The sequence below is a fragment of the Caldibacillus thermoamylovorans genome (genome assembly GCF_000751775.1).
In the GTDB taxonomy this organism is placed as follows: domain Bacteria; phylum Bacillota; class Bacilli; order Bacillales; family Caldibacillaceae; genus Caldifermentibacillus; species Caldifermentibacillus hisashii.
This window is the reverse complement of the sequence record NZ_CCRF01000020.1, coordinates 1-14,783: the sequence shown is the minus strand read 5'-3', so window position 1 is coordinate 14,783 and position 14,783 is coordinate 1. Positions and strand designations below refer to the sequence as shown.

The window sequence follows — 14,783 nt, the reverse complement described above, 5'->3', positions numbered from 1 at the left end:
ATCACTCTATTCTTTTCAATTGGGAATCTTACTTGACAGCCCCTTCAGTTAAACCCTTTTGTAATTTTTTCTGACCTAAAAACAACAAGATTAACGTAGGAATAATAACAATAACGGCACCGGCCATAATCACTCCCCATTCATTTAATTGTTCCTGTGTTTGTAATTGCTTCAATCCAATTTGAACCGTACGTACGGTGTCATTTGTTGTTGCCAATAACGGCCATAAATACATATTCCAAGCGGTCAAAAATCCGTAAATCCCTAAGGTAACCAAACTGGTTCGTGAAACAGGTAACACAACTGTCAAGAAGAACTTGAAATCTCCCATACCAATAATCTGACTGGCTTCACGTAATTCTTTTGGTATTCCTTTAAAATTTTGCCGGAGCAAGAAGGTACCGAACGCTGTCGCAAAAAACGGTATCGTCAACCCCGAATATGTATCAATCCAGTCTAAATCACGGATTAAATGGAAATTGGGAATAATTGATGCTTCAAAAGGAACCATCATTGTTGCTATAAAGAGATAGAATAGAAGGTCCCTCCCTTTAAACTCGATGAAAACAAATGCATAAGCTGCTAAAGATGATAAAATCAACTGGCCAAGCATAATGACAAACGAAACAATAAAACTATTAAATAAATATTCGGTTAATGGAAACCCATTAAATGCCGAGACATAGTTTTCAATTGTAAACTTGGTTGGCAGGCTTCCTGTTAAAATATCCTGGTTTGTCATAAAACTCATCACAATTGCCATGATAGCCGGACCTGCAAGGAGGAGTGCTGAAATAATCAGCAATACATAAAATAAAAGTTTTTGCCCTGTTGAAAGAATCATTGATAATGAACTCTCCTTTCCCCCAGCTTAAATTGGATGACCGTCATGACGAGAATAAGAATAAATAATACGACCGCTTGTGCACTGGCTGAGCCAAACTGATAATTGACAAAAGCTTCCCGATAAATGGAATACACAATTAAACTTGTTTCATTTGCCGGCCCACCTTGCGTTAAAATATCAATTTGACCAAAAGTTTGAAAGCTATTAATCATAGATACCGTAATCACAAAAAACAAAGTTGGCGACAGCATTGGAATTGTAATTCTCCTAAGCTTATAAAAATAACCCGAACCTTCAACTTCTGCACTTTCATATAAAGAGCGATCAATTGATTGTAAACCACCAAGCAAGATTAAAAACGTAAAACCGATATTCATCCATATAGTTGTCACTGATACAGATAGAAGTGCCCAGGCCGGATCCGTTAACCATCCAACCGGTTCTCCTCCAAAAGCTTCAAGAAATTTGTTTAGCAGCCCCATTGTTGGATTAAATAAATAAAGCCAAAATACAGACGCTGCCGCAACTGAAATACCGATGGTTGACGAGTAAATCGTCCGGAAAAGGCCGATCCCTCTTAGATTCTCATTAGCAAGGATGGCTAAAAACAAACTAATCAAAACTGTCGGAGGTACGGTATAGAAAACAAATAAAAATGTATTTTTTATACTTTGAAGAAAAATTGGGTTCGTAAACATATTTAGGTAATTTTCCAAACCTACAAAAACCGTGGTTGAACCTTTTGCATCCGTCAGATAAAAGCTCAAATAGATCGTTTTAAACATAGGGTAAAAAACGAAAACACTAAATAATAGAATGGACGGGAATAAAAACAACATACCTTTGATAAAACTTTTCATCCGGGCACTCTTTTTTACACGTTCAAATTGATACATATACGTTTCATTCGTTTCAAGTGTCGGATTCATACTCATATCGTTATTACCTCTTGTCTTTTTCTAAGTTCTGCAGATTTTATGCGCTCGCCTGTTTCAGCATCAAAGAAGAATAGATGTTCAGGTAATATTTGCACAGGTACTTTCTGACCAAATTTGACCGGCCATTGACCCGGCCATTTTGCCGTCCACAGCTCTTTCCCTACAACAAATGCAATAGAAGTTTCATTTCCTAATTGCTCAACATTTACTACTTCAAAATAGATATTCTTTTCACCTGTTGACTTACCAGGCAGAAGATGTTCCGGACGAATACCCACTTTTATATTACGATTTTTTGAAAAATCCATTATGGATGATGGATTTACAGTGATATGCAATTGATTTTCAATGATTAACTGTTTTCGGTCTTCTGAAAAGACAGCATCTCCCACATTCATCTTTGGCGAACCAATGAAGGAGGCTACGAATAGGTTTTCCGGTTCATTGTAAAGGGTAATCGGTTTTCCTACTTGCTGAATTTCCCCACCATTGAGAACCATGATTCGATCCCCCATTGTCATGGCTTCAACTTGATCATGGGTTACATAGATCATTGTTAACCCTAAACGCTTTTGCAGTCTTCGTATTTGTACCCGCATATTCGCTCGTAGTTTTGCATCTAAATTTGATAAAGGCTCATCCATTAAACAAAGCGGTGCATGACTGACAACAGAACGTCCCAATGCTACCCTTTGCCTTTGACCGCCTGATAGTTCCCTAGGTTTACGGTTTAGCAGTTCCGTCAATCCTAACATTTCTGCTGCTTCCTTGAGTCTTTTTTGTTGTTCCTGTTTATCAATCTTCCTGGCTTTTAATCCAAAAAGAATATTTTGTTCAACCGTTAAATGAGGATACAGTGCATAATTTTGGAAGACCATTGATAAATTTCTATCCTTTGGCGGAAGATGGTTCACTGTGTTTCCATTTATTTTTAATATCCCACCAGAAATTTCTTCAAGTCCCGCGATCATCCGGAGTAACGTACTCTTCCCTGACCCGGAAGGACCAACAAGAACAAAAAATTCACCTTCTTCTATCGATAGATTAATTCCTTTTAATACATCTTTCTGTTTATGATAGGATTTAGAGATATTGATTAACTCTACTTGGCTCATAAATAACCTCCTTTCAAATTTACATCTTCATTAAAGCATAATTTTCACTAAAAAAGATGACATTTACAAAATCTTCATACTATTTAACGTTCAATTCAATTACTTAAAACTGGGTAAATATTTTTAAGAAATCAACATAAATGGTAGCGGGGATTAACTATAAAGAAATGTGAATGGGGAAAAAATAGTGGACGGATTTTGGAGAATAACAGAAATGATCATATAAAGTAAACTCGGGCGTCCGAGCTTTTAGGCGAGAGCAGAGCCGTAGTTGAACTTATGAGTTAGGAAAGTAGAAATTGAAAAATTTATACTTTCCTAATTAGCAAAAAAACCACTCCCAACAATTAATAGGAGTGGTTTTGCTGTTATAACAATCTCTTTTCAAAAAGGAAGGGGCAATTAGATTACATCATTCCGCCCATGTCTGGCATTGGAGCGCCGCCGCCTTTGTTTTCTTCCGGAATGTCAGCAACGACGGCTTCAGTTGTTAAGAACATAGCTGCAACAGAAGCTGCGTTTTGAAGGGCTGAACGAGTAACTTTTGTCGGATCAACAATACCGGCCTCGGTCATGTTTACCCATTCGTTTGTAGCAGCGTTGAAACCTACGCCGGATTTTTCATTTTTCAAGCGTTCCACAATAACCGAACCTTCTAAACCGGCGTTTTCAGCAATTTGACGTACCGGTTCTTCTAAAGCACGAAGAACAATTTTCACACCGGTTGCTACATCGCCTTCAGCTTCAATGGCTGCCACTTTGTTATATACGTTCACAAGTGCTGTACCACCACCGGATACAATACCTTCTTCAACAGCAGCACGAGTAGCGTTTAGGGCGTCTTCAATGCGAAGTTTCCGTTCTTTTAATTCTGTTTCTGTAGCAGCACCAACTTTGATGACTGCAACCCCGCCGGCAAGTTTAGCCAAACGTTCTTGTAATTTTTCTTTATCGAATTCAGAAGTCGTTTCTTCTAATTGTGCTTTAATTTGATTTACACGAGCACTAATTTTGCTGGATTCACCGGCACCTTCAACGATTGTTGTGTTATCTTTTGTTATAACAACTTTACCGGCACGACCTAATTGAGCAACGGAAGCAGATTTTAATTCAAGACCCAGGTCTTCTGTGATAACTTCACCACCGGTTAAAATTGCAATGTCTTCAAGCATAGCTTTACGACGGTCACCAAATCCAGGTGCTTTTACTGCTGCAACATTGAATGTACCGCGAAGTTTGTTTACAACAAGAGTTGCAAGAGCTTCCCCTTCAACATCTTCAGCAATAATCAATAATGGCTTCGATTGTTGCAATACTTGTTCCAATAATGGAAGGATTTCTTGAATATTAGAGATTTTCTTATCTGTGATTAAAATATATGGATTTTCCAAAACAGCTTCCATTTTATCTTGGTCTGTTACCATATATGCAGAAACATAACCACGGTCAAATTGCATACCTTCGACAACATCTAGTTCAGTATTGAAACCTTTTGATTCTTCAATGGTAATAACACCGTCTTTACCAACGCGTTCCATTGCTTCTGCGATTAATTGACCTACTTCTTCATCACTTGCAGAAATGGTTCCGACTTGCGCGATTGCTTCTTTGCTTTCTACAGGTTTAGAAATTCCTTTTAATTCTTCAACGGCCACTGCTACTGCTTTTTCAATCCCTTTACGGATGCCCATTGGATTTGCACCAGCAGTAACGTTTTTCAATCCTTCACGAATGATTGCTTGGGCAAGAACCGTTGCAGTTGTCGTACCGTCCCCGGCAACATCATTTGTTTTGCTGGCAACTTCTGCAACAAGTTTCGCACCCATATTTTCAAATGGATCTTCCAATTCGATTTCTTTTGCGATTGTTACACCATCATTTGTAATTAGTGGTGAACCAAATTTTTTCTCTAATACCACATTACGTCCTTTTGGTCCTAATGTAACTTTGACAGCATCTGCCAATTTATCTACACCGCGCAACATACTACGTCGAGCTTCTTCACTGAATACGATTTGTTTTGCCATTCTCGTCATATCCTCCTATCATATTTTTATTATCAATTGTAAAATGTTATTATTCTACAACAGCTAATATGTCACTTTCACGTAAAACTAAGTATTCTTTTCCGTCATATTTGACTTCAGTACCAGCATATTTTGAGAAGATGATCCGATCGCCGACATTTACTTCAAGTGCAACCCGTTCACCGCTATCAAGAACACGGCCGGTTCCTACAGCTACAACTTTACCTTCTTGTGGTTTTTCTTTTGCAGTATCCGGCAGAACGATGCCGCTAGCTGTTTTTTCTTCAGTTTCTACAAGTTCAATAACTACGCGATCTCCAAGTGGCTTTAACACATTAAACAACCTCCTCATATATTTTCAATGTTGTTAGCACTCATTGTCCTTGAGTGCTAATTCCAATTATTATAATAATGAATTGATTTGTTTTTTGCAAGTGTCAACTATAAAATTTTAACATTTTTTTACCAAAATTATCTTGTCCTACCCAATAGGGAAATAGCTTCCTTTGCAATTTTTTGATAAAATAGCCAGTGAGGTGAATTTTTTGAAACGAGAATATAAACTGATTATCCTTACTTATGTAGCGATGCAGTTATTTTTAAACATCGGGGCATCGATTCTATACGGTATTTTCCAAAGTTTTGGTTTTGCCGGAAATAAATATTGGCTACTTTCCGTTTCTATTTGGACGGTATTTAGTTTTTTTGTAACCTTATTGATCACCCTTTATTATTTAAAAGATGAAATTACAGTGCGAAACCGGAACCTCCGCTCAATACCGTTTGTACTTGGCTGGTCTGTTTATGGTGTACTACTTGCCCTGATCGCACAAAGAATTGCTATCATGATTGAGACGCTATTAGGTGTGGATGTTGGTTCGGAAAACACAGAAAATATCCTGAATTTAATCAATGTTGCACCGATTATGATTTTCGTTACTTCGATAATTGGTCCGATTTTGGAAGAAATCATCTTTCGTAAAATTATTTTTGGATCTTTATACAAAAAAACAAATTTCTTTCTTGCAGCCTTAATCAGTTCCATTCTTTTTTCTGCCGCTCACATGGAATTTGAACATTTATTACTCTATTGTGCCATTGGATTCACATTCAGTTATTTATATGTAAAAACCGACCGAATTATCATTCCAATTTTGGCACATACATTAATGAATACTTATGTAGTAATGAGTCAATTTTTCTTGCAAATGCAGCAAATATGAACCATTCAATCAAAATTAGTATGTCACAACCAAAATACCTTATACAAATTTTTCCATAAAAGAGAAAGGACTATCTCAAAAAGGCAATACGATATGAAAATTAACAATCGCAAATAAAAATGATCATTTTCATTATGCATATGCCCTTTCTAACATAGTCCTTATCTAAATAAAACTCGGGCGTCCCGAGCTTTATTCGACCCGAAACGCGGTACTCACCGATAACAAGGGAATTACTCCGGTTTCCATTATACCTTTTAAGCAAGCTCCTTATGCCATAACCTATCCGCCACTTCCAAGTTGCTTCTTTACCGGAATTCAATATGCTTTTTAATGGATAAAATATACAATGGAAAATTTTCCTTAGTTTAAACGGCAAGCCCTTCTTCTTCCTTCATTTTTTTCCGATACGCCAGCTTCGAAATCCAAATACTAACTTCATAAAGCAATAATAACGGCAAAGTGACCATCATATGCGAGAGAACATCCGGTGGTGTAATCAGTGCCGCGATGACTAGCAAGATAAAGTACGCATATTTTCGCACCCTAGACAAAAAGTCAGGTGTAATTATTCCAAGCCTTGTTAAAAATAATATAATCACCGGCAATTGGAATAACAAACCAAAAGGCAACGTAATTTGTAACAAAAAATGGAAATATTCATTGATCCCAATGACTTGATTGATTTCCATTCGGTCCCCTAACTGTTTCATAAAGCGAACAATAAACGGAAATAATACAAAATATGAAAACGAAATACCTGATAAAAACAAAAATACCGAAACAGGTATATAGGCTAAGGTTATTTTTTTTTCCTTTTCATATAAACCCGGTGAAATAAAAGCCCATAACTGATACAAAACAAAAGGTGAAGTTATTACACAAGCAATGATAAAAGCGATTTGCATATAAATCTTTAGCGGGTCAGTTAAGCGGAAGGCGTTCAGTTCCAAACTGGCCGCTTCATCAGTTTGTTGCAAATATACGATCAACGGCTCTGCCAAAAAAAACGAACCGATCATTGCCAAAAGAAAGAAGACAACGATAAAAACCAACCGTCTCCTTAATTCAACGAAATGCTCAATTACGGTCAATTCGTTTTTCTCCATCTCTTCTCTCCCTACTTGCCTTCTTGATCTTTTTTATTCTCATTATTTTCATCAGCGAGACCCTTTGTGGCATTTTTAAATTCCCTTAGTGTATCTCCTGCCGCACGACCGAGTTGCGGTAACTTTTTCGGACCAAAAATTAATAATGCCATGATTAATATGAGAATTAAACTACCCGGACCGATTGTCATGTTTCTCCCTCTCCCCCATCAACCTCATTCAAATTCATTCATTGTCACCCAAAAAAGATTTTACAAAAACTTTTTTCCTATCATATCGTATGAATCATAATTATTGCAATGCAAAATATTGTGTTGTTTTGAAGATAAATTTTTGTGTTACCTGCCATTTCCCTACTAAAAAAATTAATCTCCAACCACTACTTCCTCATTTGAGTAATGTTTAATTAAATAAACAAAAGATTGTAATTCAACAGCTAAATCAATATGGTGAACACGAATATTTGACGGAACAGTTAATCGAGCTGGCGTGAAATTTAAAATTCCTTTTATTCCTGTTTTTGCTAAACGATCAGTAACCAATTGGGCAACAGGAGCCGGGACGGTCAGAATAACAACCTGAATCTCTTCAGTTGACAATATTTGTTCCAGTGAATCCATTGGGTAAACAGTAATATCACCAAATTTTTGATCGACCTTTTCTTGGTTTGCATCAAAGGCACAGACAATTTTAGTATTATTGTTTTTAGTGAAATTATATTTTAGTAGAGCTGTACCTAAATTACCTACACCGATTAAGGCTACCTTTGTTATTTCATCCTGATTCAATATTTTTCTGAAAAAGGATAACAAATACTGAACATTATATCCATACCCTTTTTTACCTAATGCACCAAAATAAGAAAAATCCCTTCTAATCGTTGCCGAATCGACCTTAACCGCTTCACTTAACTCAGCAGAAGAAACTCTTTGTTTTCCTGACTGGTACAAATTTTGAATAAAACGATAATATAATGGCAATCTCTTAGCGGTGGCTTTAGGAATTATTAGCTGATCTGTTTCCATGTCAAAATCCTCCAATGCTGAAAAATTATTATTTTTCTATTATAATATCTTTTATTGCCCTATAGAAGTAATTCTTTTATAAGGCATTCAAAGCACACTGTGAACGCTTACATTGCGAATAAACATGTACACTTCCTCAATTTTTATTTTTGTTAACATATTCACCTACTATGATACACTATTTTTTTTCATCTGTCTTGTAGATAGTTTCATTTAATCTCCATTTGCCATTTTTCCTCCCCTTCATGTACTATTTTTATATAGACTTGTTGACATGACATTTACAGGATCTCCTTTAAATGTCGGAAATGATGGATCGAAAAGCGACTGGATATGTTATGGTAGAGGAAGGAATCGATTATTTAGTAATCAAAAACAGCATGTTCCCATTCGCTTCACTCTGAAAATAATTAGTCAGTCATTCATTCTTTTAAAAGGCAAAACAGAGTCAAAGCTGTTATATTTCCAGGTAAAGGACCATTTTTATTGTGAAATGTTGAGGTGCAAATCATGATTTTACTACAAGTAAATCAACTAAATAAATATTACGGGGCAGATCTTGTCCTTTCGAATATTAAATTAGAAATTCATACAAGAGACCGAATTGCCCTTGTTGGTAGAAACGGATCAGGCAAATCAACCTTGCTGAAAATAATTGCCGGTGAACTTGCTTATGACTCCGGAGAAATTATTAAGCCAAAAGAAGTAACAATTGGCTTTTTAGATCAACATACCGGTCTCGTTTCAGACAGAACTATCTGGGATGAAATGCTGACTGTCTTTGAACATTTACGTAGCATGGAAAAAAGGTTACGTAATCTTGAGCAGGAAATGGCAAAGGAAGAAACTTATACAGATGAAGGCAAATACAAGCAAATTTTGTCCGAATATGATTATTTACAGCATGAATTTAAAGAACTGGGCGGATATCAATATGAAGCAGATATTCGTTCCGTATTACACGGGCTTAATTTTTCCACTTTCAATTATCAAGAGACAAAAATATCCAATTTAAGCGGCGGACAAAAAACTCGCCTGGCTTTAGGAAAATTGCTCTTATCAAATCCGGACATTTTAATTTTGGACGAGCCGACGAACCACCTAGATATCGATACATTGACATGGTTAGAACAATATTTGCAATCTTATGATGGAGCCATTCTTATTGTTTCCCATGATCGCTATTTTCTTGATAAGCTTGTAAACCAAGTTTATGAATGCGCTCAGACTACTTTAACAAAATATGTCGGTAACTACAGTCAATACTTAGTCCAAAAAGCAGAGAATTATGAACGTGACTTGAAAATGTATGAAAAACAACAAGATGAGATAGCAAGAATGAAAGAATTTATTGCCAAGAATCTGACCCGTGCATCAACAACAAAACGGGCACAAAGCAGGCGTAAAGCACTGGAACGAATGCAAATGATTGATAAACCGCACAGAGACGATAAATCTGCTAATTTTTCCTTTCAAATTGAGCGGCAAAGTGGCAATGAAGTTCTTAATGTGGTTGATTTGGCCATTGGTTATGGAGCCAATCAAATATCAAAAAATATCCACTTTCGAATTCAAAGAGGAGATAGCATTGCGTTGCTTGGCCCAAATGGTGTCGGCAAATCTACTCTACTAAAGACAATTGTCGGCCAACTCCAGGCTCTTTCCGGAAACATCCATTTTGGAGCGAATGTAACCATTGCTTACTATGATCAAGAACAAGCAAACTTAACATCAAATAAGCGAGTATTAAATGAACTTTGGGATGAATATCCGACAAAAACGGAAAAAGAAATCCGAACCATTCTTGGCAATTTTTTGTTTTCCGGTGATGATGTTTTAAAAAACGTCTCAACTTTGAGCGGTGGTGAAAAAGCAAGGTTGTCATTGGCTAAACTAATGATGTTAAATGCAAATTTTTTAATTTTAGATGAACCAACAAATCATCTCGATTTAGACAGTAAAGAAATTTTGGAAAATGCTCTTGTTGATTTTCCCGGTACGATCTTGTTTGTTTCTCATGACCGTTATTTTATTAACCGAATTGCAACAAAAGTTTTTGAACTCTCTACTGACGGTGTGACCGAGTATTTGGGTGACTATGATTATTATATAGAGAAAAAGGAAGAAATGATGGAGATTCAAAAATTATCAGAAGAGAGCGAGCACAACCAAACGCAAGAACCGGCTTCCGATTTGGATGCAAAAACCCGTTATGAACAAGAAAAAGAACTAAAGAAAGTGGAACGACAAAAGAAACGTCGGATTGAAGAAATTGAAACATTAATTGAATCACTGGAGATGGAAATTGCCGAGAAGGAACAGCAATTCCTTCATCCGGAAATCTATAGCGACCATACAAAAGTGGCTGAACTAAATAAGGAAATTGAAAAAGCCAAAGCAAAAATTGAAACCTTATTGGAGGAATGGAGTGAACTGGAATAATAGATGGATTTTGCGGAGACCTGTCAAAAAAGTACCGGAAGTAAGTGAAACCTCTTGACCAATCATTCGATTGCATGAATTATTCACTTTTTCCACAAAGTTATTCACAAGACAATTATATATTTATTAACATCTCAAATGCTTTTCCACAATATCCACAAAAAATATCCAAGTTATCCACAATTGTGTTGTGAATAATTGAGATGTCTATCAGTGGGGACTCGCTTTCCCCACTGATAAACTAATTGTGCCACGTCCTTGTAGCAACACTTCTGTGACCAATCCGTATCGATCCAAACAAATCGTGTTTACTCAGACTTATCTTCAGTAATTTTTATCCACAATATTATCCACAATCGAATCAAGCAAGATATGCAGGAATTTTTGAAATAAGTGACATTTATCGAAACATACACATATTACCGGCAAATATTGATATTTCACCGATATTTCGTTAATCTTATGGAAGATATATATAAAGTTGGTGAGAAAACAATGAAGGATTACCAAATTACTGTACATAATCAGGAAGAAACTTTTTCAATGGCACAAACGTTCAGTAAATTTTTACGGGAAGGAGATACGATTGCGCTGGAAGGCGATCTTGGTGCCGGAAAAACAACTTTTACAAAAGGGTTGGCAAAAGGACTTGGTATCAATAAAAATATTAGTAGTCCCACATTTACAATTATAAAAGAATACAAAGGGATTTTCCCCCTCTATCATATGGATGTTTATCGACTAAAGGATTCAATGGAAGATCTCGGTTTTGATGAATATTTTCATGGTGATGGTATCACTGTCATTGAATGGGCTCATATTATCCAAGATCAGTTGCCCGAACAGTTTTTAACTATTGAAATTAAATTTGTTGACCTGACAACCAGACAATTTCTTTTTAAACCGGTTGGTATTCGATATGAACAACTATGTGAGGAGTTTTTCCATGAATATTTTAGCAATTGATACCTCGACAAATGTACTTGGTGTTGGAATCGCAAGTAATGAAAAAATTATCGGTGAATATATAACAAATATAAAAAGAAATCATTCAACAAGGGTATTACCGGCCATTGACTTTTTACTAAAAGATTGCGGCATGGACATAAAAGAGATAAATAAAATCATTGTTGCTAACGGTCCGGGCTCATACACCGGCTTGCGGATTGGCCTAACGATCGGAAAAACGTTAGCGTGGACATTAAACATACCCATTGTTGGTGTTTCCAGCCTTAAATTAATGGCGGCCAGCGCTCGATATTTTGATGGCTACATTTCTCCTGTCATGGATGCAAGACGGGGAAATATTTTTACTGGATTATATGAATATAAGGAAGGCAAATTAATGCAAGCAGTTGACGATCAACATATTCCTACAGAAGAATGGTGCAAATTACTTAAAACATTTGATAAACCGGTTCTGTTTTTAGGAAATGATGTGGTTATTCATGAACAGGTAATCGTAAATCAACTGGCTAAACAAGTTCAATTTGCACCGATTACTGTCAATATCCCTAAACCCGGTGAGTTGGCTTTACTTGCAAAAGATTTAAAAGAAAAAAATGTGCATTCATTTGCACCGAATTATTTACGCTTGGCAGAAGCTGAAGCCAAATGGAGAGAGAAAACGAATTAAATTTGAGGGGACAACTTTATGAATTGGACACCTGTTTTTCGCAGACTGACTATTAACGATGTTGATGAAATTCTGCATGTAGAATATGCTTCTTTCACTTCTCCTTGGAATCGGGATGCATTTGTTCGAGAGTTAACAATGAATCCTTATGCAATCTATATCGGTGGTGAGCTTGATAAAAAAATCGTTGCTTACGGTGGCATGTGGATCGTTATTGACGAAGCACATATTACCAATATTGCAGTATTACCCGAGTACCGGGGATTGAAAATTGGTGAACAATTAATGATGAAAATGATGGAAACAATGATTGTTAAGGGTGTAAAAAAGGCAACATTGGAAGTAAGAGTGTCCAATATTGTTGCCCAAAACATGTATCGAAAATTCGGTTTTAAAAATGGTGGTATTCGAAAATCATACTACACTGATAATTATGAAGATGCTTTAGTAATGTGGGTGAATTTAAAATGAATGATTTATATATATTAGGAATTGAAACAAGTTGTGATGAAACAGCGGCCGCCGTGGTCAAAAACGGGACCCAAATCCTTTCTAATGTTGTTGCTTCACAAATCGAAGTTCATAAACGTTATGGCGGCGTTGTTCCTGAAATAGCTTCCCGCCAACATGTAGAGCAAATAACCATTGTTATTGAGGAAGCAATGAGACAAGCAGAACTGAATTTTAGCGATCTAACGGGGGTTGCGGTAACCCAAGGACCTGGTCTTGTCGGCGCTCTTTTAATTGGAGTAGAAGCGGCAAAAACCCTTGCTTTTGCTCATTCTTTACCATTAATTCCCGTCCATCATATTGCGGGGCACATATATGCAAATCGGTTAGTTAAAGAAATGACATTCCCTTTGCTTGCTCTTGTCGTTTCCGGCGGTCATACAGAACTGGTCTATATGAAAGAACATGGTCATTTTAAAGTAATTGGTGAGACAAGGGATGATGCTGCCGGGGAAGCTTATGACAAAGTAGCCAGAGTACTAAGTATGCCATATCCCGGGGGGCCTCATATTGACCGATTAGCACATGAAGGAGAAGCAAATATCGACTTTCCTCGTGCGTGGCTAGAAGAGGGATCGTATGATTTTAGTTTTAGTGGATTAAAATCTGCTGTCATCAATACCGTACACAATGCTGAACAACGCGGGGAAACCATTGAGCCTGCTGATTTAGCAGCCAGCTTTCAGACTAGTGTCGTTGAAGTCCTTGTAGAAAAAACCGTCCGTGCAGTGCAGGAATATCAGGTTAACCAAGTCATTCTCGCCGGCGGAGTAGCTGCAAATAAGGGGTTAAGAAATCACTTAACCGAGCGGATTGCTGAGTTGGGAAATGTAGATTTAGTTATACCCCCAATGAACTTATGTACTGACAATGCCGCCATGATTGCAGCCTGTGGAAGTGTCTTTTTTGAAAAAGGCATTCGTGCAGATCTTAGTTTAAATGCAAACCCGGGACTGGATTTAGAAAGTTTTAATCGATGATGGTGTTTTGTTAATCAAGTTTGAATCGATGCTATCGTTTTCAAAACGAATTTTCTGTGGCTTTTTAACAAAACTTATTAATCAGTTTTTACCGATAATATTGTCTTCGAACGAATTTTCTGTGGTTTTCAAAAAACTGGTTAATTAGGTTTGAATCGGCGATGCTGTTATTAAAACCAATATTCCGCACGTGAACAGAATCGGCAAAGTTAAAAGCATTGCCAATACTTTTTCACCTATTCGACGACTCTCCATAAGGGCGAGTCGTTTTTAAAATGGGAGAATAATTATTTTGGCAGTTAAAAAAATCAAAAATGTATTATGCAATGGATTTCTAACTTTTGCTATTTTGGTATAGATGTATTCGTCAATATAGGAAACATTTTCGGAAAGCTGCTTAATCTAACAAAAAAGGACTTCGAATTTTGAAGTCCTAAAATTATCTTTATTGTTAACAAAGAATTTCTATAACTAAATTATAAAAAAACTGTGAAACACTTCACAGTTTATCTTCAAAACTAAATTATGGCGGTCCGGACGGGACTCGAACCCGCGACCTCCTGCGTGACAGGCAGGCATTCTAACCAGCTGAACTACCGGACCAATATTGCGGGGGTAGGATTTGAACCTACGACCTTCGGGTTATGAGCCCGACGAGCTACCAGACTGCTCCACCCCGCGATGATAATATTAATATATTTAGCCCGGCAACGTCCTACTCTCGCAAAGGCAAGGCCTTCACTACCATCGGCGCTGAGAAGCTTAACTTCCGTGTTCGGGATGGGAACGGGTGTGACCTTCTCGCCATTATTACCGAGCCTACTACATCGAATATGCCTGCTGGCTTGCGACGAGCTGAGGATCATCTTCCTCGAATTTACATTGACGCGGGAACACACATATCCGTGTACAATTTAATTAAAAAATGCAG

The 14,783-nt window shown here is 37.0% G+C and carries 14 protein-coding genes, 2 tRNA genes and 1 rRNA gene; 6 read left to right on the top strand and 11 right to left on the bottom strand.

The annotated features are described in order from the left end of the window. Positions 1-28: 28 nt before the first annotated feature. The 5 genes from BT1A1_RS02735 to groES form a co-directional block, all read right to left on the bottom strand. Positions 29-844 (bottom strand): carbohydrate ABC transporter permease, encoded by an 816-nt coding sequence (locus BT1A1_RS02735; RefSeq protein WP_034767864.1) that lies wholly within the window; start codon positions 842-844, stop codon positions 29-31. Beyond that, the gene (locus tag BT1A1_RS02730) at positions 841-1,776 is read right to left on the bottom strand and encodes a carbohydrate ABC transporter permease (RefSeq protein ID WP_162835735.1); all 936 of its coding nucleotides are present in this window, start codon (positions 1,774-1,776) and stop codon (positions 841-843) included. The genes BT1A1_RS02735 and BT1A1_RS02730 overlap by 4 nt, the downstream gene beginning before the upstream one ends. Before the next feature lie 2 nt (positions 1,777-1,778). Next, positions 1,779-2,900 (bottom strand): ABC transporter ATP-binding protein, encoded by a 1,122-nt coding sequence (locus tag BT1A1_RS02725; protein ID WP_034767860.1) that lies wholly within the window; start codon positions 2,898-2,900, stop codon positions 1,779-1,781. 407 nt (positions 2,901-3,307) lie between these two features. Continuing rightward, entirely contained in the window at positions 3,308-4,927 is a 1,620-nt protein-coding gene (groL, locus tag BT1A1_RS02720) for a chaperonin GroEL (protein WP_034767858.1), read from the bottom strand. Between the two features lie 49 nt (positions 4,928-4,976). Beyond that, the gene (groES, locus tag BT1A1_RS02715; RefSeq protein WP_034767857.1) at positions 4,977-5,261 is read right to left on the bottom strand and encodes a co-chaperone GroES; all 285 of its coding nucleotides are present in this window, start codon (positions 5,259-5,261) and stop codon (positions 4,977-4,979) included. 211 nt (positions 5,262-5,472) lie between these two features. On the opposite strand from groES, the gene BT1A1_RS02710 reads away from it, so the two are divergent. After that, the gene (locus BT1A1_RS02710) at positions 5,473-6,150 is read left to right on the top strand and encodes a CPBP family intramembrane glutamic endopeptidase (protein WP_034767882.1); all 678 of its coding nucleotides are present in this window, start codon (positions 5,473-5,475) and stop codon (positions 6,148-6,150) included. A 368-nt stretch (positions 6,151-6,518) separates the two neighbouring features. Here BT1A1_RS02710 and tatC read toward each other — a convergent pair whose 3' ends face one another. The 3 genes from tatC to BT1A1_RS02690 all read right to left on the bottom strand — a co-directional run bounded on the left by tatC (position 6,519) and on the right by BT1A1_RS02690 (position 8,284). Continuing rightward, the gene (gene tatC, locus BT1A1_RS02700) at positions 6,519-7,259 is read right to left on the bottom strand and encodes a twin-arginine translocase subunit TatC (protein WP_034767852.1); all 741 of its coding nucleotides are present in this window, start codon (positions 7,257-7,259) and stop codon (positions 6,519-6,521) included. An 11-nt stretch (positions 7,260-7,270) separates the two neighbouring features. Next, entirely contained in the window at positions 7,271-7,450 is a 180-nt protein-coding gene (tatA, locus tag BT1A1_RS02695) for a twin-arginine translocase TatA/TatE family subunit (protein WP_034767850.1), read from the bottom strand. A gap of 174 nt (positions 7,451-7,624) precedes the next feature. Next, complete coding sequence (locus BT1A1_RS02690; RefSeq protein ID WP_034767849.1) at positions 7,625-8,284, bottom strand: redox-sensing transcriptional repressor Rex; 660 nt, start codon at positions 8,282-8,284, stop codon at positions 7,625-7,627. 510 nt (positions 8,285-8,794) lie between these two features. Here BT1A1_RS02690 and BT1A1_RS02685 point away from each other — a divergent pair. From BT1A1_RS02685 to tsaD, 5 genes are all read left to right on the top strand, one after another. After that, entirely contained in the window at positions 8,795-10,726 is a 1,932-nt protein-coding gene (locus BT1A1_RS02685) for an ABC-F family ATP-binding cassette domain-containing protein (RefSeq protein ID WP_034767848.1), read from the top strand. 495 nt (positions 10,727-11,221) lie between these two features. Further along, positions 11,222-11,692 (top strand): tRNA (adenosine(37)-N6)-threonylcarbamoyltransferase complex ATPase subunit type 1 TsaE, encoded by a 471-nt coding sequence (gene tsaE / locus BT1A1_RS02680; protein WP_034767847.1) that lies wholly within the window; start codon positions 11,222-11,224, stop codon positions 11,690-11,692. Further along, positions 11,673-12,362, top strand: a complete 690-nt coding sequence (tsaB, locus tag BT1A1_RS02675; RefSeq protein WP_034767845.1) for a tRNA (adenosine(37)-N6)-threonylcarbamoyltransferase complex dimerization subunit type 1 TsaB — start codon at positions 11,673-11,675, stop codon at positions 12,360-12,362. The genes tsaE and tsaB overlap by 20 nt, the downstream gene beginning before the upstream one ends. Positions 12,363-12,380: 18 nt before the next feature. Then, the gene (rimI, locus tag BT1A1_RS02670) at positions 12,381-12,833 is read left to right on the top strand and encodes a ribosomal protein S18-alanine N-acetyltransferase (RefSeq protein WP_034767843.1); all 453 of its coding nucleotides are present in this window, start codon (positions 12,381-12,383) and stop codon (positions 12,831-12,833) included. Continuing rightward, positions 12,830-13,852 carry a tRNA (adenosine(37)-N6)-threonylcarbamoyltransferase complex transferase subunit TsaD gene (tsaD, locus tag BT1A1_RS02665; protein WP_034767840.1) on the top strand — a complete coding sequence of 341 codons (1,023 nt, stop codon included), beginning with the start codon at positions 12,830-12,832 and terminating at the stop codon, positions 13,850-13,852. The genes rimI and tsaD overlap by 4 nt, the downstream gene beginning before the upstream one ends. Positions 13,853-14,378: 526 nt before the next feature. Here the strand turns inward: tsaD and BT1A1_RS02660 are convergent. The 3 genes from BT1A1_RS02660 to rrf form a co-directional block, all read right to left on the bottom strand. Then, positions 14,379-14,455 (bottom strand) — tRNA-Asp (locus BT1A1_RS02660). Between the two features lie 4 nt (positions 14,456-14,459). Next, a tRNA-Met gene (locus BT1A1_RS02655) sits at positions 14,460-14,533 on the bottom strand. 21 nt (positions 14,534-14,554) lie between these two features. Beyond that, a 5S ribosomal RNA gene (gene rrf / locus BT1A1_RS02650) occupies positions 14,555-14,670 on the bottom strand. Positions 14,671-14,783: the final 113 nt, after the last annotated feature.

Coding starts and splice junctions, on each gene's coding strand:
- BT1A1_RS02735 (WP_034767864.1), bottom strand. CDS start 844: ATGATTCTTTCAACAGGGCAAAAACTTTTATTTTATGTATTGCTGATT.
- BT1A1_RS02730 (WP_162835735.1), bottom strand. CDS start 1,776: ATGAATCCGACACTTGAAACGAATGAAACGTATATGTATCAATTTGAA.
- BT1A1_RS02725 (WP_034767860.1), bottom strand. CDS start 2,900: ATGAGCCAAGTAGAGTTAATCAATATCTCTAAATCCTATCATAAACAG.
- groL (WP_034767858.1), bottom strand. CDS start 4,927: ATGGCAAAACAAATCGTATTCAGTGAAGAAGCTCGACGTAGTATGTTG.
- tatC (WP_034767852.1), bottom strand. CDS start 7,259: ATGGAGAAAAACGAATTGACCGTAATTGAGCATTTCGTTGAATTAAGG.
- tatA (WP_034767850.1), bottom strand. CDS start 7,450: ATGACAATCGGTCCGGGTAGTTTAATTCTCATATTAATCATGGCATTA.
- BT1A1_RS02690 (WP_034767849.1), bottom strand. CDS start 8,284: ATGGAAACAGATCAGCTAATAATTCCTAAAGCCACCGCTAAGAGATTG.
- BT1A1_RS02685 (WP_034767848.1), top strand. CDS start 8,795: ATGATTTTACTACAAGTAAATCAACTAAATAAATATTACGGGGCAGAT.
- tsaE (WP_034767847.1), top strand. CDS start 11,222: ATGAAGGATTACCAAATTACTGTACATAATCAGGAAGAAACTTTTTCA.
- tsaB (WP_034767845.1), top strand. CDS start 11,673: ATGAATATTTTAGCAATTGATACCTCGACAAATGTACTTGGTGTTGGA.
- rimI (WP_034767843.1), top strand. CDS start 12,381: ATGAATTGGACACCTGTTTTTCGCAGACTGACTATTAACGATGTTGAT.
- tsaD (WP_034767840.1), top strand. CDS start 12,830: ATGAATGATTTATATATATTAGGAATTGAAACAAGTTGTGATGAAACA.